The sequence below is a fragment of the Bacteroidia bacterium genome (assembly GCA_023228875.1).
Taxonomy (GTDB): Bacteria; Bacteroidota; Bacteroidia; order NS11-12g; family UBA955; genus JALOAG01.
Map to the genome: position 1 here is coordinate 454,590 of JALOAG010000001.1, position 22,209 is coordinate 476,798.

The 22,209-nt window shown below is 35.8% G+C and carries 18 protein-coding genes and 1 tRNA gene; 13 read left to right on the top strand and 6 right to left on the bottom strand.

Annotated elements, in window-relative coordinates:
• Positions 1-128 precede the first annotated feature (128 nt).
• The 3 genes from M0R38_02180 to nadB all read left to right on the top strand — a co-directional run bounded on the left by M0R38_02180 (position 129) and on the right by nadB (position 4,321).
• Positions 129-1,670 carry an outer membrane beta-barrel protein gene (locus M0R38_02180; GenBank protein MCK9480552.1) on the top strand — a complete coding sequence of 514 codons (1,542 nt, stop codon included), beginning with the start codon at positions 129-131 and terminating at the stop codon, positions 1,668-1,670.
• Positions 1,671-1,842: 172 nt separating this feature from the next.
• A complete protein-coding gene (gene nadA, locus M0R38_02185; protein ID MCK9480553.1) occupies positions 1,843-2,778 on the top strand; it encodes a quinolinate synthase NadA in 936 nt (311 codons plus the stop codon).
• A 52-nt stretch (positions 2,779-2,830) separates the two neighbouring features.
• A complete protein-coding gene (gene nadB, locus M0R38_02190) occupies positions 2,831-4,321 on the top strand; it encodes an L-aspartate oxidase (protein MCK9480554.1) in 1,491 nt (496 codons plus the stop codon).
• Between the two features lie 17 nt (positions 4,322-4,338).
• Here the strand turns inward: nadB and M0R38_02195 are convergent, their stop codons facing one another.
• The 4 genes from M0R38_02195 to M0R38_02210 are packed head-to-tail and all read right to left on the bottom strand — an operon-like array spanning position 4,339 to position 8,524.
• Complete coding sequence (locus M0R38_02195; GenBank protein MCK9480555.1) at positions 4,339-5,553, bottom strand: O-antigen ligase family protein; 1,215 nt, start codon at positions 5,551-5,553, stop codon at positions 4,339-4,341.
• A 12-nt stretch (positions 5,554-5,565) separates the two neighbouring features.
• Positions 5,566-6,207, bottom strand: coding sequence for a PIG-L family deacetylase (locus M0R38_02200; GenBank protein MCK9480556.1), 642 nt, complete (start codon positions 6,205-6,207; stop codon positions 5,566-5,568).
• 16 nt (positions 6,208-6,223) lie between these two features.
• On the bottom strand, positions 6,224-7,765 hold the full coding sequence (locus M0R38_02205) for an acyl-CoA carboxylase subunit beta (GenBank protein MCK9480557.1): 1,542 nt from the start codon (positions 7,763-7,765) through the stop codon (positions 6,224-6,226).
• Positions 7,766-8,524: a YebC/PmpR family DNA-binding transcriptional regulator gene (locus M0R38_02210; GenBank protein MCK9480558.1), complete on the bottom strand. Its 759-nt coding sequence runs from the start codon at positions 8,522-8,524 to the stop codon at positions 7,766-7,768.
• A 115-nt stretch (positions 8,525-8,639) separates the two neighbouring features.
• Here M0R38_02210 and M0R38_02215 point away from each other — a divergent pair, with 115 nt between their 5' ends.
• Entirely contained in the window at positions 8,640-9,374 is a 735-nt protein-coding gene (locus M0R38_02215) for a PrsW family glutamic-type intramembrane protease (protein ID MCK9480559.1), read from the top strand.
• On the opposite strand, the gene uvrB is transcribed toward M0R38_02215, so the two are convergent.
• Both uvrB and M0R38_02225 read right to left on the bottom strand, forming a co-directional pair.
• Complete coding sequence (gene uvrB, locus M0R38_02220) at positions 9,371-11,392, bottom strand: excinuclease ABC subunit UvrB (protein MCK9480560.1); 2,022 nt, start codon at positions 11,390-11,392, stop codon at positions 9,371-9,373. The genes M0R38_02215 and uvrB overlap by 4 nt on opposite strands.
• 107 nt (positions 11,393-11,499) lie before the next feature.
• A complete protein-coding gene (locus M0R38_02225; GenBank protein MCK9480561.1) occupies positions 11,500-12,267 on the bottom strand; it encodes an alpha/beta fold hydrolase in 768 nt (255 codons plus the stop codon).
• Positions 12,268-12,380: 113 nt separating this feature from the next.
• Here M0R38_02225 and gap point away from each other — a divergent pair, with 113 nt between their 5' ends.
• The 9 genes from gap to M0R38_02270 all read left to right on the top strand — a co-directional run bounded on the left by gap (position 12,381) and on the right by M0R38_02270 (position 22,140).
• A complete protein-coding gene (gene gap / locus M0R38_02230; protein MCK9480562.1) occupies positions 12,381-13,370 on the top strand; it encodes a type I glyceraldehyde-3-phosphate dehydrogenase in 990 nt (329 codons plus the stop codon).
• Between the two features lie 114 nt (positions 13,371-13,484).
• A complete protein-coding gene (locus M0R38_02235; protein ID MCK9480563.1) occupies positions 13,485-14,087 on the top strand; it encodes a YqaE/Pmp3 family membrane protein in 603 nt (200 codons plus the stop codon).
• A 14-nt stretch (positions 14,088-14,101) separates the two neighbouring features.
• A complete protein-coding gene (locus M0R38_02240; GenBank protein MCK9480564.1) occupies positions 14,102-14,410 on the top strand; it encodes a DUF2752 domain-containing protein in 309 nt (102 codons plus the stop codon).
• Positions 14,411-14,476: 66 nt separating this feature from the next.
• On the top strand, positions 14,477-15,037 hold the full coding sequence (gene frr, locus M0R38_02245; protein ID MCK9480565.1) for a ribosome recycling factor: 561 nt from the start codon (positions 14,477-14,479) through the stop codon (positions 15,035-15,037).
• 75 nt (positions 15,038-15,112) lie between these two features.
• Positions 15,113-15,183: transfer RNA gene (locus M0R38_02250), tRNA-Gln, on the top strand.
• A gap of 61 nt (positions 15,184-15,244) precedes the next feature.
• Positions 15,245-16,201, top strand: a complete 957-nt coding sequence (locus tag M0R38_02255) for a ribose-phosphate pyrophosphokinase (protein ID MCK9480566.1) — start codon at positions 15,245-15,247, stop codon at positions 16,199-16,201.
• Positions 16,202-16,223: 22 nt separating this feature from the next.
• A complete protein-coding gene (locus M0R38_02260) occupies positions 16,224-16,805 on the top strand; it encodes a 50S ribosomal protein L25/general stress protein Ctc (GenBank protein ID MCK9480567.1) in 582 nt (193 codons plus the stop codon).
• 166 nt (positions 16,806-16,971) lie between these two features.
• Complete coding sequence (locus tag M0R38_02265; protein MCK9480568.1) at positions 16,972-19,905, top strand: SNF2 family helicase; 2,934 nt, start codon at positions 16,972-16,974, stop codon at positions 19,903-19,905.
• A gap of 93 nt (positions 19,906-19,998) precedes the next feature.
• Positions 19,999-22,140, top strand: a complete 2,142-nt coding sequence (locus M0R38_02270; GenBank protein ID MCK9480569.1) for a prolyl oligopeptidase family serine peptidase — start codon at positions 19,999-20,001, stop codon at positions 22,138-22,140.
• The last annotated feature ends 69 nt before the right edge of the window (positions 22,141-22,209 follow it).

A 22,209-nucleotide genomic window follows, 5' to 3' on the forward strand; every position in this document is an offset into this window, starting at 1 on the left:
AGTAATTTTAGGTTATTCACAAGTTGTTAAACACTTATTCACAAGAAAAAATCCAAAAAAAGTTTGCTAAGTTCATTACAAGGATTACTTTTGCGACCTAATTATTTTAGAGAATCAAATTTGTAATTATGACAACAATTAAATCGTCTTTGTTTTCTTTGTTAATATTGGGTGTTGTTTCTGCGTATGCACAAACTGAAAACACCAATAACACATGGAAGCGACACCCTTATGCACAAGTTAAGTATCCGGATGGAAAAGGAAGTGAGAACTTTCAAAAAGATTCCGGTCAACACATGCAAGCAAGTGGATTTCTAGACAGAAGAGCTAAAAAATGGTCTATTGGCTTAAAAGGTGGTATTACCCAGTTTCATGGAGATGCAGATAAAAGCAAAATTGGCTGGGATGCCGGATTGTTCTTAAAATACTCTATTTCTCAAACTTTTGCATTAAGAGGGGAGTATAATATTGGAACATTAGCAGGTGAAAGAAAAGACCAAGGTCCAACATTGTTTAAAGATAATTTTAATTTTACCAGTAAGATGCATGATTGGAACATTCAAGCGCAATTCACTCTCGGAAATATTTCTTTTATCAGACCTCTAAGAAAAACCCAGATGTATTTCTTGGGTGGTATTGGTCAAGGTTGGTTCCGCTCAGAAGCTACTTTTGTTGATCAACGACTAACAATAGGTGATTATTATCTAAATTCATATTTTGGTCAAGGTACACCCAACCCAAATCTTGGACAAGAAGTTACAGAAAAATATGAAGGACGTCATTTAATTATGCCTTTTGGTTTTGGATTTAAGCATTATTTAAGTAAGAGCTTTGATTTAGGTCTTGAATATAGAATGACCTATTTGCGTAGTGATAATATTGATGTTTACAATACTGAAATTTGGAAAAACAGATGGTTTGATAAATATTCAATGATAAACCTGACTATCGCGTATAAGTTTGGAAATAAAAATCCACAACATTATGATTGGTTAAATCCTGTTGAGTCTATTTATGATAAAATGACTAAATTGGATGAGAAAGTTACAAAGGTAACTGAGGATGATGATAAAGATGGTGTTTCAAACTATTTTGATAAAGAAAACGATACACCTGAAGATTGTAATGTATATGGTAGTGGTAAATCAGTAGATACTGATGGTGATGGAATTCCTGATTGCAAAGACCAAGAACCATTTAGCCCTAAAGGTGCTGAAGTTGATGAAAATGGTGTTGCAATTGACTCTGATGGAGATGGTGTTCCTGATTTTATTGATAAAGAACCTCATTCTAGACCAGGGGCATTGGTTGATAGAAATGGTGTTGAAATTTTACAATGTTGTTCATGTGAAGACGTGATATTCCCTAGCATTTATTTTAGCTCAACTTCAGATGGAACTATTAAACCTGAATACTACTCAGTGTTATACCAAATTGCTGAAAGAATGAAAACTTGTCCAGATAAGAAATTGATTATTTCCGGATACGGTGATAAGAAAAGTTCTAAATACAATTCATCAACTAATACAAGAAGAATTGATGCAATTGTTAAGCACTTGAATGAAAAGTATGGTATTTCAAGAGATAGAATTATCACTGACTATAAAGGTGAAAAGAATACCAGCACTGATAAATCAAATTCCGGAAAAAGAATTGATTTTAGATTCTAAACCAAGAAATTAAGAATTGAAAAGAGCCTATGAATTATTCATAGGCTCTTTTTTTATATCTATTTGTCTTCAATTTCTATTCTCTACTTCTTATGCTAAACTCTGTTAAAATCAAGTAACTTTGCACCTTGATTTATTTTATACACTTACTTTTAGTAGTTCAAGTTTAATCATGGAAAAATCAGAATTAGTTGCTGAGATTAACAGACTTCGTAAGGCGAAAAATGCGATTATCTTAGCACATTATTATCAAGAAGAAGATATACAAGACATTGCAGATTTTGTTGGCGATAGCCTAGCTTTAGCCAAAAAAGCAGCTGAAACCAATGCAGATATAATTGTGTTCTCGGGAGTGCATTTTATGGCAGAGACCGCTAAAATTATTAACCCCGGAAAGAAAGTGATATTACCCGATATGAGAGCCGGATGCTCTTTGGCTGATGGCTGTCCTCCCGATGCTTTTAGAAAGTTTAAAGAACAATATCCAAACCATGTTGTTGTAACTTATATTAATTGCTCAGCAGAAATTAAAACTATGAGTGATTGGGTCTGCACCTCTTCCAATGCAAAGAAGATAATCAATGCGATTCCTCAAAATCAGCCCATCATTTTTGCACCTGATCAAAACTTGGGCAAATACTTAATTAGTGAAACAGGTCGTGATATGGTTTTATGGAAGGGCTCATGTGTAGTGCATGAAGCTTTTTCTATAGAGAAACTGTTGGATTTGATTAGTAAGTATCCAAATGCAAAAGTTGCAGCACACCCTGAATCTCAAACCCATATTCTTAAAGTCGCAGATTATATTGGTTCAACAGCCGGTATTTTGAATTTTATTAAAACTACAACAGAAGCAGACACATTTATTATTGCTACAGAAGCAGGAATTTTGCATAAAATGGCATTGGATAATCCGGATAAGATTTTAATTCCTGCGCCTGTTGATGAAGATAATTCATGTGCTTGTAGTGAGTGTGCTTTCATGAAACTCAATACCTTAGAAAAGCTTTATCGTTGCTTAAGAGACGAGACCCCCGAGATTGTCTTACAAGATGATTTAATAAAGAAAGCATTAGTGCCAATTGAAAGGATGTTATCCATTTCATAATTACATTTGCCGCCTCATTATACAACTTCATTACAATTTAGATAGTCTTTCCTTGAAAAGTAATTCTACAGATATTCTCGTAATAGGTTCCGGTGCATCAGGATTGTTTTTTTCATTAAAAACAGCACTACAACGACCTGATCTGCAAATTCTTATAATGACTAAATCCGGTGCTGAGAATAGTAATACTCGATATGCGCAAGGGGGTATTGCTGTAGTTACTGATAACTTGAAACTAAGTTTTGAAAAACATATTGAAGATACCATGAAAGCCGGTGGAGATTTGAGTAATAGGGAAGTTGTTGAGATGGTTGTATATCAAGCACCTGAACGACTCAAAGAACTATTGGATTTTAATGTGCAATTTGATAAAAAAAGCAGTGGAGATTGGGATTTAGGTTTAGAAGGAGGGCATACTCAGCATAGAATCTTACATCATAAAGATATATCTGGTTCAGAAATTTTAAATAAGCTTCTCTTGCAAGTGCAAAATACTCCAAATATTAGCTTGATTGAAGATTGTATTGTTTTTGATTTGATTGTTGATGATTCAGGATGCGTTGGCGCAATTTATTTTAACCAAAAAGAAGCAAGATTAGAAACAATAGGTGCAAAAGCGACATTGTTGTGTACCGGTGGAAGTGGGCAAGTGTTTAAACATACTACCAACCCTATTATTGCAACCGGTGATGGTGTTGCAATTGCACATAGGATAGGAGCAAAAATTTGTGATATGCAATATATTCAGTTTCACCCGACTGCACTTTATGAAAAAGATAAGAATCCTTATTTCCTAATCTCGGAGGCAGTACGTGGATTTGGTGCTTATATTGTGAATGATAAAAATGAGCGTTTTGTTTTTGAAACCGATGACAGAGGAGAACTTGCAACTAGGGATATAGTGTCAAACGCAATTGGGATTGAACTTGAAAAGTCAGGAAAAGACTATGTCTATATTGATTGTAGGCATTTAGATTATGAAAAGTTTTATAAACATTTCCCAACTATTACCGACTACTGTAACAGTATTGGTATTGATATAAGGAAAGACCTTATTCCTATTGTTCCTGTGGCACATTATCAATGTGGTGGGATTGATGTAGATATGGATTCCCAGACTTCGATTCCTAATTTGTTTGCTGTGGGTGAATGTGCACGAACCGGATTGCATGGGAATAATCGTTTGGCATCTAATTCTTTGTTAGAAGCACTTGTTTATGCTCATCAAAGTTCGCAGTTTATTTGTGCTCATATAAAGGATGGAAATACAAATTTAAACTCTATAATAGATGAGCAAGTATTGCCCAAAGTTGTTAATCAATATTCGGATGAGCTTGTAACTATGAAAGAGTTATTACAAAGGACAATGACAGATCTTTTTATTAAGAATGCAAATCCTATGAAAGCAAAGTCCATCATTGCAGATATTCATTCAAAATGCTATAAATTGTTACAGCATAATTCTATTTCACTTCAGTTAAAGGAACTGCAAAATTTAGTTAATACAGCCGAATTAATTTGTAATGCAATACAGATTAATTAGTGTATATTTTCTTCGTTCTATCTTGAATAAATCTTTTGTATCCACATCATAGATCCATTGTGAAAGTAGTTACCGGAGTGAAGTAAAAAAGCAATCCAAAATCCAAATACAGGTGCAATGAGTTCCTTGTGTTGGTAACGAAGAATTTTCCTAACAAACATTCCAAACAGTAGTAAACCGAACAAACCCATTTCGGAGAACCAACGTATTGCACCACTTGCACCATCAAATTTGTTAAAATGGGCAATATGAATATTGTGCTGTTCTAATGGTTGAATAATAGATTCGTCATAAGCTTCTCCATGGCTACCCAATCCCCCGCCTAAGAGAGGGTTTGCAGTAAATTGATGCCAAGCGGTAATAGAATTTAGATAAATTGCTCGTGAGGACGTGTTTGTTTGATTGAGAACCTCTTCTGTTGGGAGTTGCGGAAAATTTTGAAAAAGTTGGACAGTTTCCTTTATTCGTAATTGAGTACCTCGATATAAAGTGAATGATGTAATGAATAATAGAAATAATACTCCTGTAATCAGTTTGTAAACCATCTTGGTTTGTCTAAATGCAGAAAAAATGAAATATATACCTATGACTAACCATCCGCCACCACTAAAGGTGAAGAATAAAGCTGTTAGTAATAGGAATAAGTATATCTTCTCTTTCACAATTAGCTTGCTTCCTTTTTCAATGTAATAGATAATACACGGAATCAGAAGTAGTGCAAGCGGAAACGGTTCATTTGCAAAACTAAAACACCTATATAACCCCAGCCAGCCTCCTTTCTTGGGTGTTATATGAATATCAAGCACATGCAGTATCTGTTCAGGAATAGTAAGAAATGCTGCAATAATGGCTATACTAAAGTAGGTATTAAGTATGCTTATTCTGTCTTTCTGCAGTTTGAACATTATAATCCATGCATAGCCGATAACGAGCCATCCAATGATTTGTTTACCCAATTGCAGGTATGAATATGGATGTATCAGATTACTTATGATTGATGTTGATGCTATGATTAAAACAAAATATAACCATCGTTGATTCAATAACGTGCTTATTCCTAAGCGGTATATTCCATATCCAATAACAAGCAAGTACAAAGGATAGAACCAGTAAAAATCAAAAAGATTGAAAAAGTTAGGTGATTTGTCTGTAACAAACAGTGAGAGTACCATAAGGAAATTCAATATATCCAAAAAACTTGGAATTTTCGTTATGGTAAAAGTAGGTTTCATTTGCATGTTGAATTAGCCTACAGACCGTAGTACTTCAAATGTTTCAGCATATTTTGTATGAATTTGTACACCTCGAGTAATTGCTAAGGAGCGTATAAAATCTGCATTGGCATATTGACGGTGAGATTGAGATTTGTAGATTCCCAATGCTTGAATTTTCTTCTGAATGTCTTCTTCAGACAATTTGATAAAACCACTTGTTACAAAATTCAAATTGTTCCAAGGCATTTCATAGCATAAAATACTACAAAACTTGAATGCTCTTAACCCTTCTTCTGCAATCGTCTTATGATCTTGATGGATGTCATTGAGCGAAGGCATCAGTACAAGGGAAGGCTGGATTTTTTCTCTTAATGCAATCAGATTTTCCAGAATCTCTTGTCTGTGATAATTAAATGTCCTCACTTCATAGTCAAATAAAATAAGGCGATTGCTTGGAATGCCCAGAATACGGGTAGCTTGTTTGACTTCTTTAATAAGAACATCTTCTTCAAATTCCGGTTGAACAGACTGTTTGCAAGCCGAAAAAGCAGCATAATAAACTTCTCTGCCGGCTTGATTTAGTTTATGAATAGTACCTCCACAGCCAAATTCGCCATCATCTGTATGGGGTGCTAATACTAAAACCGGTGATTTGTCAGATGTTAGATTCATAGATGAGTGCAATTATTTACAATGGAATATTACCATGCTTCTTTTTGGGCAGATTTACAACTTTGTTTTCAAGCATTTTAAAGGCTGCAATGAGTTTCTGACGTGTTTCTTCCGGGAAAATCACTTCATCTATGAAGCCTCGTTCAGCTGCTCTGTAGGGATTGGCAAAAATATGTGCATATTCTGCTTCTTTTTCCAACCATGCTTTTGCAGGGTCTGAAGAAGACTGGATGTCTTTCTTGAAAATGATTTCAGCAGCACCTTTTGCTCCCATTACAGCAATTTCTGCGGTGGGGTAAGCAAAATTGATATCCGCACCAATGTGTTTGGAGTTCATTACATCATAAGCTCCTCCATAGGCTTTTCTGGTGATGACTGTAATTCTGGGGACAGTAGCTTCGCTAAATGCAAATAAAAGTTTAGCTCCGTTAGTGATAATGGCATTCCATTCTTGGTCAGTACCGGGTAAAAATCCCGGAACATCTTCAAAAACTAATATTGGAATATTGAATGCATCACAAAATCGAACAAATCTTGCTCCTTTCTGTGAACTGTGTACATCCAAGCAACCAGCCAAGAAAGCAGGCTGATTAGCAACAATACCTATGCTTTTACCAGCCAATCGTGCAAAGCCAACCACTATATTCTCTGCAAAATTTTTGTGTACTTCAAAGAATGACCCTTCGTCAATCACACCCTCAATAATTTCTCGAATATCATAAGGTTGATTGGCATTCTCCGGCACAATGTTTTTAAGCTGGTTACGACTTTCATCATCTTGTGGTGTATAAGGTATAGAAGGGGTTTTCTCTTCGCAATTCTGAGGAATATATGAAAGGAGTTTTTTTAAATTATTTAAGCAATCAATTTCATTGGTGAATGAAAAATGCGCAACTCCGGATTTGGATGAGTGCACGCTTGCTCCACCCAACTCTTCGCTTGTAACTTCTTCGTTGGTAACGGTTTTTACAACATTAGGACCGGTTACAAACATATAACTGGTGTTTTCAACCATACCAATAAAGTCAGTAATAGCAGGTGAATATACCGCACCCCCTGCACATGGACCCATAATTGCTGAAATTTGAGGAATTACTCCGGATGCCAAAGTGTTTCTATAGAATATATCTGCATAGCCTCCCAGTGAAACCACGCCTTCTTGTATGCGAGCACCACCGGAATCATTTAATCCAATGACGGGTGCGCCATTTTGCATCGCAAGATCCATGATTTTACAGATTTTCTCTGCATGAGTTTCAGACAATGAACCTCCGAATACAGTGAAATCTTGTGAAAATATATAGACCAATCTTCCGTTTACACGTCCATATCCGGTAATCACTCCATCACCTAAGTATCGTTGTTTTTCCATCCCAAAATCATGGCTTCTATGCGTTACAAACGCGCCAATTTCCTGAAAAGTACCCTCGTCAAGAAAGAAATTGATTCTTTCTCTTGCAGTCAGCTTTCCTTTTTTATGTTGAGATTCAATTCGTTCTTGACCTCCTCCTTGCAGTGCAAGTTCTCTTTTGCTGTTTAGCTTTTCACGCTTATCCATTTATTCTTTTTCTAATTCTTTCTCTAATTCTTCAGTCAGTTCCAGATTATGATAGACCATGGTTACATCATCATCTTCTTCGAGTTTTTCTATGAGTTTAAAAACCTTGAGTGCTGTTTCGGTATCAAGTGTTGAAGTGCTTTTTGGGATGCGTTCTAATTTCGCACTGGCTACTTCAATATTTTTTTCTTCAAAACTCTTTTGCATTTTGCCAAAGTCTTCAAAAGCAGAGGTAACAATAACCATGTCTTCCTCCCAATCTATATCTTCGGCTCCCATTTCAATTAATTCAAGTTCAAATTCATCTTGAGAAAAACGGGCAATGGCGCTTTTGTTAATTTCAAAAATACCTTTTTGGTCAAAAATAAATGAGAGCGAACCATTAGTGCCCAAATTACCATTGTGTTTATTGAATGCCGCACGAACATTTGCAACAGTTCTTGTCGGATTGTCGGTTGTTGCCTCAACAAATACAGCAATACCTCCGGTTGCATAGCCTTCATAAGTAGCGTTTTGTAAGTTTGCACCTTCGCCACCGGCTCCTTTTTTAATTGCTTTTTCAATTGTGTCTTTAGGCATGTTGACTCCTTTTGCATTTTGGATAGCCAATCTAAGATTAGGATTGAAATTTGGATCCGGTCCACCGTCTCTTGCTGCCATGGTGATATTTTTAATGATACCCGTAAATGCTTTAGAGCGTTTTGCGTCTTGCTTTGCTTTCCTATGTTTGATGTTTGCCCATTTACTATGTCCTGACATAACTCTGTTGAAATTTGTTTTGGTTGCAAATTAAGGGCTTTTTAAGCGAAATTTAATGACTGTCTACCAAACTATAATGGTTATCATTGCATAAAAGAACTGTAAATTATTTTAAATGTTGGCAATAATCATCGCAGCCGTTATCCCAATTGTCTTTATTGCTTTTGTAATATATTTGCTTGATACTGAAAGGGAGCCTATTGCACTGCTTATACGCTGTTTTTTATGGGGAATGATTATCGTAATCCCTGTTGTGTTGGTTGAGAGTTTGTTGCAAATGTTTGGCAACAATTTCGGGTTAAATAGCTTTGCTCAAAGTATTTATGATGCTTTCCTCATTGCCGGTTCAACTGAAGAAGTGTTTAAGTTCGTTGCAGTTTGGCATATACTCAGGAAGACAAAATACTTTGACCAGTTCTATGATGGAATTGTCTTTGCTGTCTTTGTGTCATTAGGTTTTGCATTGGTTGAGAATATTCTTTATGTAGCTGAACATGGAATGACAATTGCTTTGATTAGAGGTTTTTTGTCTGTACCTGCTCATGCGTTTTTTGCAATTTTTATGGGTTATCATCTTTCTTTATGGAGAATTGGCAAACCGCATCATCGAGCAGCAAATCTTATTCTGGCTATTGTTATCCCCATTACAGTTCATGGATTATTTGACTTTTTCTTAATGGATGTTAGTAAGAGAGTGGAATCGCATCCTTTTATTGTAATTGTGTATATGCTCGCTTTTTTCTCATTGAATATCTGGTTCTGGCGGGCTGCATACAAACGTATTAAATTCTATCTCAAAAAGGATTTGCAAAATTTGAATTTACATAAAAAGGAGAAGAATAATAGTTAGTCTTGTAATTTGCTCTTTATTTCATCCATTAAATCCCGAAGCCTTGCAGCTTCAAGGAACTCTAAATTTTTAGCAGCTTTGTACATTTCTTTTTCAGTTCGTTTTAATGCTTTTTCTAATGATTGTTTGCTCATGAACTCAAGTGCAGGGTCGGCTGCCGTATTCATTTTCTCCTGCATGATATAAGGTTTTAACTCTTCATTCTTAATAGCATCTGCAACAGAAGTTTGTTTTAAAATTTGCTCGTTGGATTTTCGAATTGTTTTGGGAGTAATGCTGTGTTCTAAATTGTATTTAATCTGAATCTCACGTCTTCTGTTAGTCTCTTCAATTGTTTGTTGCATTGAACCTGTAATTACATCGGCATACATAATTACTCTACCCCTGTCGTTCCTAGCTGCCCTACCAATGGTTTGCACTAATGAAGTGGTTGAACGCAGAAAGCCCTCTTTGTCAGCATCCATGATTGCCACTAAGCTGACTTCGGGCAAATCTAATCCTTCTCTTAGCAGGTTGATACCTACCAAAACATCAATAATGCCTAAGCGTAATTGACGAAGAATTTCAACTCGCTCTAAAGTCTTAACTTCGGAATGTATATACCGTGCTTTGATATTCAGGTTTTCCAAATATTTACTCAACTCTTCAGCCATTCGTTTTGTGAGTGTTGTAACCAACACGCGGTCTCCTTCTTTAATTGATTTATCAATTTCGTTTAATAAGTCGTCAACCTGATTGATACACGGGCGAACTTCAATAATCGGGTCTAATAATCCCGTAGGTCTGATAAGTTGTTCAACAATCACACCTTCTGAATCATTAATTTCGAAGTCTGAAGGTGTTGCACTTACATACACTGTTTGAGGCACAAGATTGTAAAATTCTTCAAATTTGAGGGGTCTATTGTCAAGTGCCGCGGGTAGTCTAAAGCCATATTCTACTAAGTTGTTCTTGCGAGAGCGGTCTCCGCCATACATGGCTCTCAATTGAGGTAGCGAAACATGGCTTTCATCAATAAATACTAAGAAATCTTTTGGGAAATAGTCTAATAAACAGAAAGGGCGTTCTCCAGCCAATCTCCTGTCAAGATACCGACTGTAATTTTCTATTCCGCTACAATAACCAAGTTCTCGAATCATCTCTAAGTCAAAATTCACTCTTTCGTCAAGTCTTTTGGCTTCTATTGGACGTTCAGTCTCATTGAAATAAGCTACTCTGGTTATCAAGTCATCCTGAATCTGTCTTATTGCAGATTGTAATTTGTCTTTTGGTGAAACATAAATATTAGCAGGGAAAATGGCTGCTTCGCTTAATTGTTCAAAAGAATTGCCGGTAAGCGGATCTATTTTTTGAATCTCTTCGATTTCATTGCCAAAAAATAATATTCTCAAGGCATAGTCAGCATAAGCAAGATATACATCCACTACATCACCAGAAACTCTAAAGTTACCTCTATTAAAGTCCGCTGTAGTTCTGGAATACAATCCGTCCACTAATGCGTGGAGTAGTGTTTGCCTACTCAGCGTTTTACCTTTATAAATCCGCACAATGCTCCCTTCATAATCCTTGGGATTACCCGCTCCATATATACAAGAAACAGATGCGACAACAACAACATCGCGTCTGCCTGATAAAAGTGATGATATCGTCTTAAGTCTGAATTTTTCGATTTCATCATTTATGCTCAAATCCTTTTCAATATAGACTCCGGTGGTGGGTACAAATGCTTCCGGTTGATAATAGTCATAGTATGAAACAAAATATTCAACTGCATTTTCAGGAAAAAACTCCTTGAATTCACCATATAATTGAGCTACTAAAGTTTTGTTATGGCTCAATATCAGTGTGGGTTTTTGGACTCTTTCAATCACATTAGCCATTGTGAAAGTTTTGCCCGAACCCGTAACGCCCAGCAGTGTTTGTGCCTTTAATCCATTTTCAATTCCTTCGGTTAATTGTTTAATTGCCTGGGGTTGATCGCCTGTTGGTTTAAATGGAGAAATAAGTTTAAAAGGCATGGTGCAAAGATAGATTATAAATCATGGATGAGAAGAGGAGGTTGTAGGCAATCTAATGGTAATAAAATGTACATTCGTGCATAAGGAAACCGGATTTATATCATGAATTATTGATCGAGAAACTTTATTAATTCTTGATAAAATTGACCTTGATTTTCTGCATGTAACCAATGCCCGGCATCTTTGATAGTTACAAACTCTGCAAACGGAAAAAGCTCTTTGATATCTGCTAAGTCTTTCTCTCTTATATAGCCTGATTTTTCACCTCTCATGAACAAAGTAGGAATACTGATTGGGAATGGAATGTCAATCTTGCCTGAAATTTCATTATAAGCAGCTTCAATTGCTTGTACATTACATTTAAGTTGAAAGCCTTTGTCTGCGCGTTCTAAATTTTTTAACAAAAACATTCTAATACCTACATTTGCCTCGTATTTAGCGAAAGCTTCATCTGCTTCTTGACGAGTCTGAAATTTGCTAAAATCAATTTCATTAAATGCTCTAAAGTATATTCCATGAGCTGGAGGATATGCTTGAGGTCCAATATCTGCAATAATCAATTTGGATAAGAATTGGGGAAAGTCAACTGCAAACTGCATAGCAACCTTGCCACCCATAGAATGTCCCAGCAGTATGATATTATTCAAATGATGTTTTTGGCAAAATTCTGCTATATCCTGTGCCATTGCCGCAAAGGTCATAACAGATGAATGAGGTGAGCGACCATGATTGCGAAGGTCAACTGCAAAAACTGCATATTGTTCACCAAGCAACTTTGCGTGATATTGCCAATTATCTAACATCCCAAAAAGTCCATGTAGGATGATGATAGGTGGATTGTCTTTATTTCCGTATTGTTTGAACGCAAGTTCCATTTCGCCTGCAAAGATAGATATTAACGCATGACCGTATTTCCTATACTTAGGATTCTCTTGGAATTGGGGTTTATGTCCATTACTTTTGTGGCTAATAAAAAAACTAAATAGAGATGAGAATTGCAATAAATGGATTTGGACGCATTGGACGACTTACTTATAAAATTTTATTAGAAAAAAAGGATGTTGAAATAGTAGCGGTCAATGACTTGACTGACACAAAAACATTGGCACACCTGTTAAAATATGATTCAGTTCATGGTATTTTTAAAGGGGCTGTTTCTTATGATGAACACTCTATCATTGTGAATAATAAAAAAACAGAAGTGTTTGCTGAAACATCACCGGAGAATTTACCTTGGAAAGAACTTGGAGTAGATGTTGTTATTGAATCAACAGGAAGATTTACTGATATTGAACATGCTTCTTTACACATTAAAGCAGGGGCGAAAAAAGTAGTAATCTCTGCTCCCGGCAAAGGAGAAGGACTAAAAACCATTGTATTGGGAGTAAATGAACATGCCTTGGATGGAAGCGAGACTGTCGTGTCAAACGCTTCATGTACCACTAATTGTTTAGCACCAATGGTTAAAATTCTGGATGATTTATGTGGTGTAGAGCATGGATTTATGACAACTACGCATGCATATACAGCAGACCAAAGGCTTCAAGATGCTCCCCATAAAGATTTACGTAGGGCAAGAGCGGCAGCCTACTCTATTATTCCTACAAGTACCGGGGCTGCAAAGGCTGTGGGTGAAGTTTTGCCACATCTAAAAGGTAAATTAAATGGTATTGCACTCAGAGTCCCGGTGCCTGACGGGTCAATCAATGACTTTGTTTGTGTAGTAAGAAACCCAAAATCTGTTGAAGAAATAAATCAGACATTCAAAAACGCTGCTGAAGGTGCCATGAAAGGGATATTGGAATATTCCGAAGAACCATTAGTCTCCATAGACATAGTTGGAAACACTCACTCATGTATTTTTGACAGTGAGTTAACTATGGTCTATGGCAATACTGTGAAGATAGTCGGATGGTATGATAATGAAATGGGGTATTCAAATAGAATTGCAGACCTTGCTCTAAAAGTTGCCGGATAAAATTCTCAAATCTGTTCTGTGTTAAACATACGTTCATTACTTTTCTTTTAAATCGGAACATATTATAAAAATTTATGTATAAGTTTGACCCCGAAACTAAATACAATAAAATTTATGAAAAAGACAAATTACTCAATCGGTGTGCTTGCGCTCATTTTTGCAGCGGTGATCTTTCTAAGTTCATGTAGCACAGTATCGTTAACCCAAAGGAAATATAACAAAGGCTTTCATGTTGAATGGGCTTCGAAACAAAGAAATAACAGTAAGGCTGAAAAACCTAAAGTTACTATTGTTCCTAAAACAGATGTGGTTGTAAATGAGAGTATTCAAAATGAAAATGTGGTGCTTGAAAACACAACATTTACGAATCCTGTAATTGAAAATTCTTATGTTGCAGAATCCGGTATTTCAAACCCAATTACGGCTGCAAAGATGATTCACAAGATTAAAAATATTAACAAAATTGAATTAAGCAATGATGTAATCACTTCAAAAACATTTTCAAAAACCACTTTTCTAAAAGCAAAGAAGGCTCAAAAAGCAGACAGCGTAGATCCCCTTTTATTGATTGTATTGGCAATTTTGCTTTCTCCTGTAGCAGTGTATTTATATGAAGGTTCTTGGACTAATCGTTGCACAGTAAACCTTATCTTATGGATTTTATGTTGGTTGCCAGGCGTGATTCACGCGCTTATAGTGATTTCAGGTAAAAAATAATTTTATTAAAGACAATGTCGCTTCTCAAAAAGGCACTGTTAATCTTTGTATTAATAGTGCCTTTTTTTTTACTTTTTCTCCCCGCAGATTATTTTGATACCGGACAAAGTTTGTGTCCCAGTAAAGTCTTTTTTCATACAGAATGTCCCGGTTGTGGATTAACACGTGGTGTCATGCATCTTATGCATTTTGATTTTGCAACTGCGTGGCAATTTAATGTTCTTTCATATCCTATTTTAGTTATAGGTATCATAGTTTGGTTTCATATTTTAGGTAAAGTAATTCATAAAGAAATCTTCCCTTGGTTGAATAAATTTTATTGATTTTCAACGCTTGCGATATTGTTTTTTAGCGCAAAACATAGTTCCTTTGCAGTCTCTAAACTAGCCATGGAAAAGATACGGTCAATAATTGAAGAATTAAAATCAGGATTAGAGAAGAATATCCGATACACACAAAGTGAATTAAATAGAATCAGAGCAGGGAAAGCACAACCTGAAATGTTAGAACGTGTGATGGTTGATTATTATGGAGCGCAAACTCCCATTAATCAAGTTGCCAATGTTTCTGCACCCGAATCTCGTACTTTAACAATTCAACCATGGGATAAAAGTATTATTGGAGAAATTGAAAGAGCAATTATCAACAGTAATTTAGGACTAAATCCGCAAAACGATGGCGAAATGATTCGCATCAATATTCCTCCGCTCACAGAACAAAGAAGAATTGAATTGGTGAAAACTGCCAAACAAGAAGCAGAAAATTCTAAAATCGGAATCCGAAATTTAAGAAAAGAAGCAAACGAGAGTTTAAAAAATGCTCAAAAAGAAGGAGCATCAGAAGATGAAGTAAAAGATGCTGAAGCACAAGTTCAGAAGCTTGTGGACCATTATATTGATAAGATAGATGCAGTGTTAGCCGATAAAGAAAAAGAAATAAAAACCATCTAATTATAGCTTGCTCTTATTAAAAAATAAAAGCACTTGCAAAGCATAAAATTATGCTTATTTTTGCAACCCCAATTTTGCCCGATCGTCTAATGGCAGGACGACTGATTTTGGTTCAGTTAGTGTTGGTTCGAATCCAGCTCGGGCAACTTTGATAAATAAGATAGGAAAGGGAAAGGCTTAGTAACAAAGTATAAAGTGACATCAATTATTAATACCGTCAAATTGTTTTCCGGCACTAGTTCAAATGCTTTTGCAAAAAAAGTAGCGGAAGCTTATGGCAAAGAATTAGGTGATGTTGCGATTTCCAAATTCAGTGACGGAGAACTACAGCCCAGTTTTAATGAATCAGTGCGTGGTTGTGATGTGTTTATTATGCAGTCAACTTTTGCTCCTGCTGATAATTTAATGGAGTTACTCTTGATGGTGGATGCTGCAAGAAGGGCATCTGCAAATTATATTACCGCAGTTATCCCTTATTATGGTTATGCAAGACAGGACAGAAAGGATAAGCCCAGAGTATCAATAGGTTCAAAACTTATTGCAGATATTTTGTCGGCAAGTGGTGTGAATCGCTTAATGACTATGGATTTACACGCACCTCAAATTCAAGGTTTCTTTAATATCCCTGTTGACCATCTTGACGCTTCTGTAATTTTTATTCCATATATCAATTCACTCGGATTAGAGAATCTTACCATTGGGTCTCCTGATGTTGGTTCTTCCGCGAGAAATCGTGAATATGCAAAGGCATTGGATTGTCCAATGATCATTTGTGATAAAGAGAGAAAGAGAGCAAATGAAATTGCCTCAATGCAAGTAATCGGAGAAGTGCAAGGAATGGATGTGGTATTAGTGGATGACATTGTTGACACTGCTGGTACTCTTTGTAAATCTGCTGCCCTATTATTGGAGAAAGGTGCTAAGAGTGTAAGAGCGGTTACAACTCATCCTGTTTTGTCTGGAAAGGCTCTAGAGAACATTGAAAATTCAGTATTAGAGGAGTTGGTTGTGTGTGATACTATACCCGTGAAAATACAATCTTCAAAAATTAAAGTGTTGAGTTCTGCACCCCTCTTTGCTCAAGCAATCAGGCAGGTACATGAACATGGTTCTATCAGTTCTTTATTTAAGAAGGACAATGTTATTCAGAAAAAGTTAATTTAGAAAATTCATAATTTACATATAAATGAAAACCATATTATTAAAAGGCGAAAAGAGAGCAGACTTAGGAACAAAATTCTCTAAAGCAGAGCGAAATGAAGGCAAAGTGCCTTGTGTGCTTTATAGCAAAGACTCTCATGAACATTTTGTTGTTTATCGCCAGGATTTCAAAAATTTAGTTTACACACCTAATACATATAAGGTAAAATTATCTATCGAAGGAAAAGAATATAATGCAATTTTACAGGATATCCAATTTCATCCTGTGAATGATCTGATCCTACACGCAGATTTCCTACAAGTTGATGATAAAACCCCGGTTGTGATGAATATCCCGATAAATATCACCGGCAATGCACCTGGTGTGAGAGCAGGTGGTAAATTAATCCAAAAAATTTCTAAAGTACAGGTGAAAGGTTTGTTGAATGATTTGCCTGATTTTATTGAAATTAGTATTGATTCATTGAATATAGGTCAATCTATCAAGGTAAAAGATGTCGAAACTGCTAAGTTTCAAATCTTAGATGCGGCTGAGAATGCAATTGTTTCTTGTAAAACTACAAGAAATGTGGTTGCTGCTGATGCTGCTGCAACTGCTGCTAAGTAAATTACGCTTTGTAAGAATTTGTTAAGAGCCTGTAAGTCTTGCAGGCTCTTTTTTTGTGTTTGTACATTTTATTGCATTTATTCGCTTTATATGATTAGCTTTGCAAGTTCCTTATTACCAAAACTATAGATAAGCTAATCCTTCTGTGAGCCAAACAAATTCAATAATGCTTTCAAAGAATCAAGACAATATTGAAATTGTATTTACCCTTGAGCCGCATCCGCAGTTAGGAAATATTATTCAGGTTCAAGCAGTAGAAAAATTAGCCAGTGGAGATTTTTCTATGAATTTTTCCAAAGTCCGTATTCCAAATGCGGATTTTTATGGAATGACTCCGGAGGATAAGGAAGTCTTGAATATTATTGAGGAGTACGAATCTGAAAAGCTCATTGCATTGTTCTACAAGGGCAAAAAGAAAGTTAAAACACAAGAGTTCTTAGAAAAATATTGTACCGAAGAAATTTTGTCTAAACATGTTTTACCTTATGTAGAACATAGGGTTGCAAAAATTCTTTTAAAACTAAAAGGTAGAACAATATATTATTGGGGAGATGGAATTGTAAATAAATGGCTGCCAATAAAAGTCAATGAAAAGCAAAGTGATGTAGTTTTTGCAGTAGAAAGAACTGCTCAGGGTATGAAGTATTATGTGGATGTTTTTCACAATGGAAAGCAAATCAAATTACAAAACCCGGAGAATCTTGTTATTGTAAATAAACCGGCAAATATTCTGTTTGGTAAATCTATTCACTTTTTTGACTCACTAACAGAAGCCAAAAAAATTGCCACATTCTTTAACAAACCAGAAGTGCTTATACCTGCGGCTTCAGAAGAATTATATCTAAATAAGTTCATTTTGCCATTGGTTTTGTCACATCATGTTGAGGGAAAAGGAATTGAAATTAAGGTGGAGCAAGTTGACAGGCAAGCTAAGTTGAATCTGATGACATTTAATTCCTCAATTAATTTTGCATTGGAATTTGGTTATGGTGAGTTGAATTATCCTATGCATAGCATCGTGAATGGGCAGACAACACTCGGGCGTGGTGCAAATGATTGGGTCATTTCTGTTATCAAAAGAGATAAGCGTTGGGAGGAAGACAAAATTGAAGTATTAAAAAGTCATGGGTTAATACATAAACAAGGAGCATTATTTGATATTCCGCGCTCTGTGTCAATAGAAAAATTTGTGTCTCATATTATCCCTGCATTACAAGAAGAAGGATTTTTGATTAACCAAAATGGAATTAAGCAACCTTTTTTCATTGGTATCCCTGTCTTGCTTTATGCTGTTAAGGAACAAAATGATTGGTTTGATTTGCATATTATAGTAAAATTTGGTGCAATTGAAGTTCCATTTAAGAAGCTACGTTCTCACATTATAAATAATAACAATCTCTATACTTTGCCTGATGGGACGGTAGCTATTATTCCTGAAGAATGGATGCAAAAACTCTCGCCAATTCTTGATTGTGCTTCTGAAACAAAGGATGAAATTAGAATAGGTAAGTATCACTATAGCGTCTTAGAGGGTTTCGATAATATAGGTATCAATCGTACAGGTGAGAAGCTGAAATCAATTCTTGATTCATACAAGAAAACGGAAAAAATTGTTTCACCCAAAACCATCAATGCCGCATTACGTAAATATCAGTTATTAGGCTTGCAATGGATGGTTGCACTCAATGAGAACCATTTCGGAGGAATTCTTGCAGATGATATGGGTTTAGGTAAAACGGTACAAACGCTTGCTTTTTTTGAGTGGTTTTTGCTCAATAAACGTCCGGAGTATAGAATGGGAGAATCAGAGCCTTCTGCTATGATCGCTGCTGTTAATCATGCAAAAATCGAAAAGAGAACACCTTTTTTGGTTGTTGTACCGACTTCACTCATCCATAATTGGAAAGATGAAATAGAGAATTTTACACAGTTAAATACCTTTATTTATGCCGGAAATCAGCGAAATCGTTATATCTGGGAGTATTTTAGTGAATATGAAATTGTCATTACAACCTACGGAACTATACGAAATGATAGAGATGTATTTAGTCGTATGCAATTTGATGTAGTTGTGTTTGATGAAGCCCAAAATCTAAAAAATCCTACGTCACTCACTGTCAAAGCTGCTGCAGAACTGAATACTAAGCAGAAAATTTTATTGACAGGTACTCCTATCGAAAACTCTACTTCGGATTTATGGTCGTTGCTCAATATTGCAAATACAGGTTTTTTGGGTAGTTTTACGAAGTTTCAAACCAATTTTATTAATAAAATTGAAAAGAAAAATGATGATGTGAAGCTATATGAGTTGAAAAAATTCGTTGCACCTTTTATTCTGAGAAGGACAAAAGAAGAAGTGGCAAAAGAACTTCCGCCAAGACATGAACAAATTGTTTATTGCGATATGGATGTAGAGCAAGAAAGATTGTATGTTCAAACCAAGTCGTATTATCGCAATGAGCTATTAAAAACAATTTCAGAGAAAGGAATAGAAAAATCAAAAATACATATCCTCAAAGGATTGCTAAGATTGAGACAAGTTGCTAATCACCCGATATTAGTAAATGAGCAATATAAAGGTAATTCGGGTAAGTTTAATATTATTATTGAAAGTTTAAGTGATATTGTCAATCGAGGTAATAAGGTACTGGTTTTCTCTCAGTTTGTAAGCCAATTACGTTTGTTCAAGGAAAAATTAAATGAATTAAATATTGAATATGCTTATCTAGATGGTACTATTAAAGCCATAGACAGAGCAAAGCAGGTTGAGAGGTTTCAAAAGTCCCAAGATTGTCAGGTCTTTTTGATTTCGTTGAAGGCAGGAGGGGTTGGATTGAACCTCACGGCAGCCGACTATGTGTTTATTGTTGACCCTTGGTGGAACCCCGCAGTTGAACGTCAAGCAATGGATAGAGCACATAGGATTGGTAGAGAAAAGCCGGTTTTTGTTTATAAATACATTACAGAACAAACAGTCGAAGAGAAAATCATACGTTTACAAGAACGTAAAAAACAACTTGCCAGTAACCTTGTCTCTATAGATTCCGGTACGTGGCTCGCAAATATTGATAAGAAAGACTTAGAAGATATTTTGAAATAATGAAAACTGTGAGTTTGTGAGGCTCATTGGTTGTTTTGTCAAAATTATTATGTTGTCTTTTGCATAATTTTATCCAACTCATATTTTTACACCATGAATAGAGTTATTCTTATCTCAATAGCTGTTATATCTTTAGCATCAACAGCATGTAATCACAAACCTAAATCTGAACAGACACAAATGCACGCATACACCTATCCGGAAACCAAAAGAGTTGAAGTGAAAGATACTTTTTTTGGAGAAGTAGTAGAAGACCCTTATCGTTGGCTTGAGAACGATCAATCACCAGAGGTTAAATCTTGGATTGAGGCTCAAAATAAACTTACTTTCGGACATTTGGATACAATTCCCTATAAAGGAAAAGTGCGTGAAATGCTTGAACAAGTTTGGAATTATGAACGTTTCTCTGCACCTTTTCAACGCGGTGATTATACATACTTTTATAAAAATGATGGTTTGCAGAACCAAAGTGTACTCTATAGGCAAAAAGGAGATGTTGAGCCTGAGGTGTTCTTAGATCCTAATACATTTTCGACTGATGGAACTACATCGCTGGGTGGAGTTAGTTTTTCAAGAGACGGAAGTTTGATGGCATATCAAATAAGTGAAGGAGGAAGTGATTGGCGCAAAGTAATCGTCTGGAATGCCGTTACAAAAGAAATCATTGATGATACATTAAAAGACGTGAAATTTTCAGGTTTGAGTTGGCGAGGAAACACAGGGTTTTATTACAGTAGTTATGATAAGCCTAAGGAAGGGAGCGAACTGTCAGGGAAAACTGCCGAACATAAATTGTATTTTCACAAATTAGGAGATAAGCAAAAAGATGATATCTTGATTTTTGGTGGAAGCGAAACTCCACGCAGATATATTGATGGGTCAGTTACAGAGGATGAAAACTATCTTATTATTTCTGCAGCAGAATCTACAACAGGCAATGAACTGTATGTACAAGACTTGAGAGTAAAAAATGCACCATTACAAAAGATTGTTGAGAATTTTGAAAACAATCATACAGTAGTTCATTCAGACAAGGACAACCTGTATATTCTTACAGATTTAGGCGCGCCTAATTTAAAGTTAGTGAAAGTGCATAAAAACAAACTCAATCTGAGTGATGCACAAGAAATTATCCCTGAAACCAAAATGCCGTTAAGTGTTTCGACCGGAGCGGGAAAGTTTTTTGCAACCTATCTGAAAGATGCACTTTCCTATGTTGTTCAATATAATACTAAAGGCGAAAAGGAACATGAAATTGAGTTGCCTGGAAATGGTACTGCGAGTGGTTTTAGCAGCAGATGGGAAGATAAACTCGTTTATTTTTCATTTACAAATTTTATACGTCCCTCTTCAATCTATGCTTACGATCCGATAGTCGGTACAACATCACTTTATAAAGAACCTGTATTGAATTTTAATCCTGAAGAATTTGAAAGTTATCAGGTGTTTTATCAATCAAAGGATGGCACCAAGATACCCATGATGATTACTCATAAAAAGGGGTTAGAAAGAAACTCAAATAATCCTACTATGCTCTATGGATATGGTGGATTTAATATCAGTTTAACACCAAATTTTAGTCCTGCCATTGCTGTTTGGTTACAACTGGGCGGTATCTATGCAGTTCCAAATCTCAGAGGAGGCGGAGAATATGGCAATGATTGGCACAATGCCGGAATTAAGATGAAAAAACAGAATGTGTTTGATGATTTTATTGCTGCCGCAAACTACTTGATTAATAAAAAATATACGAGTAGCTCAAAATTAGCTATAAGCGGTGGTTCAAATGGAGGGTTGTTGGTAGGAGCATGTTTAACACAAAGACCGGATTTGTTTGCAGTTGCATTGCCAGCAGTGGGAGTGTTGGATATGTTACGTTATCATAAATTTACTGCAGGAGCCGGATGGGCTTATGATTATGGGACTGCGGATGATTCAAAAGAAATGTTTGATTATCTAAAAGCATATTCACCTATTCATAATGTTCAAAGAGGGAAAAACTATCCTGCAACCCTAATTACTACGGGCGACCATGATGATAGGGTTGTGCCTGCACATTCATTCAAATTTGCAGCCGCTTTACAATATGTGAATGACGGTAACAATCCCACGTTGATACGGATTGAAACAAAAGCAGGGCATGGAGCAGGAAAGCCAACCTCTATGCTCATTGACGAAGCTGCCGATAAATTTGCGTTTACACTGTGGCATTCGGGTATTAAAGAAATAAAATAAATAAACTCACATTGAAATCGTTGCAGGTTGATTGTGCTGCATAAAGAATCTAACTTGTGGCTCAAACAC

Coding starts and splice junctions, on each gene's coding strand:
- M0R38_02180 (MCK9480552.1), top strand. CDS start 129: ATGACAACAATTAAATCGTCTTTGTTTTCTTTGTTAATATTGGGTGTT.
- nadA (MCK9480553.1), top strand. CDS start 1,843: ATGGAAAAATCAGAATTAGTTGCTGAGATTAACAGACTTCGTAAGGCG.
- M0R38_02195 (MCK9480555.1), bottom strand. CDS start 5,553: ATGAAACCTACTTTTACCATAACGAAAATTCCAAGTTTTTTGGATATA.
- M0R38_02200 (MCK9480556.1), bottom strand. CDS start 6,207: ATGAATCTAACATCTGACAAATCACCGGTTTTAGTATTAGCACCCCAT.
- M0R38_02205 (MCK9480557.1), bottom strand. CDS start 7,765: ATGGATAAGCGTGAAAAGCTAAACAGCAAAAGAGAACTTGCACTGCAA.
- M0R38_02210 (MCK9480558.1), bottom strand. CDS start 8,524: ATGTCAGGACATAGTAAATGGGCAAACATCAAACATAGGAAAGCAAAG.
- M0R38_02215 (MCK9480559.1), top strand. CDS start 8,640: ATGTTGGCAATAATCATCGCAGCCGTTATCCCAATTGTCTTTATTGCT.
- uvrB (MCK9480560.1), bottom strand. CDS start 11,392: ATGCCTTTTAAACTTATTTCTCCATTTAAACCAACAGGCGATCAACCC.
- M0R38_02225 (MCK9480561.1), bottom strand. CDS start 12,267: ATGGAACTTGCGTTCAAACAATACGGAAATAAAGACAATCCACCTATC.
- gap (MCK9480562.1), top strand. CDS start 12,381: ATGAGAATTGCAATAAATGGATTTGGACGCATTGGACGACTTACTTAT.
- M0R38_02235 (MCK9480563.1), top strand. CDS start 13,485: ATGAAAAAGACAAATTACTCAATCGGTGTGCTTGCGCTCATTTTTGCA.
- M0R38_02240 (MCK9480564.1), top strand. CDS start 14,102: ATGTCGCTTCTCAAAAAGGCACTGTTAATCTTTGTATTAATAGTGCCT.
- frr (MCK9480565.1), top strand. CDS start 14,477: ATGGAAAAGATACGGTCAATAATTGAAGAATTAAAATCAGGATTAGAG.
- M0R38_02260 (MCK9480567.1), top strand. CDS start 16,224: ATGAAAACCATATTATTAAAAGGCGAAAAGAGAGCAGACTTAGGAACA.
- M0R38_02265 (MCK9480568.1), top strand. CDS start 16,972: ATGCTTTCAAAGAATCAAGACAATATTGAAATTGTATTTACCCTTGAG.
- M0R38_02270 (MCK9480569.1), top strand. CDS start 19,999: ATGAATAGAGTTATTCTTATCTCAATAGCTGTTATATCTTTAGCATCA.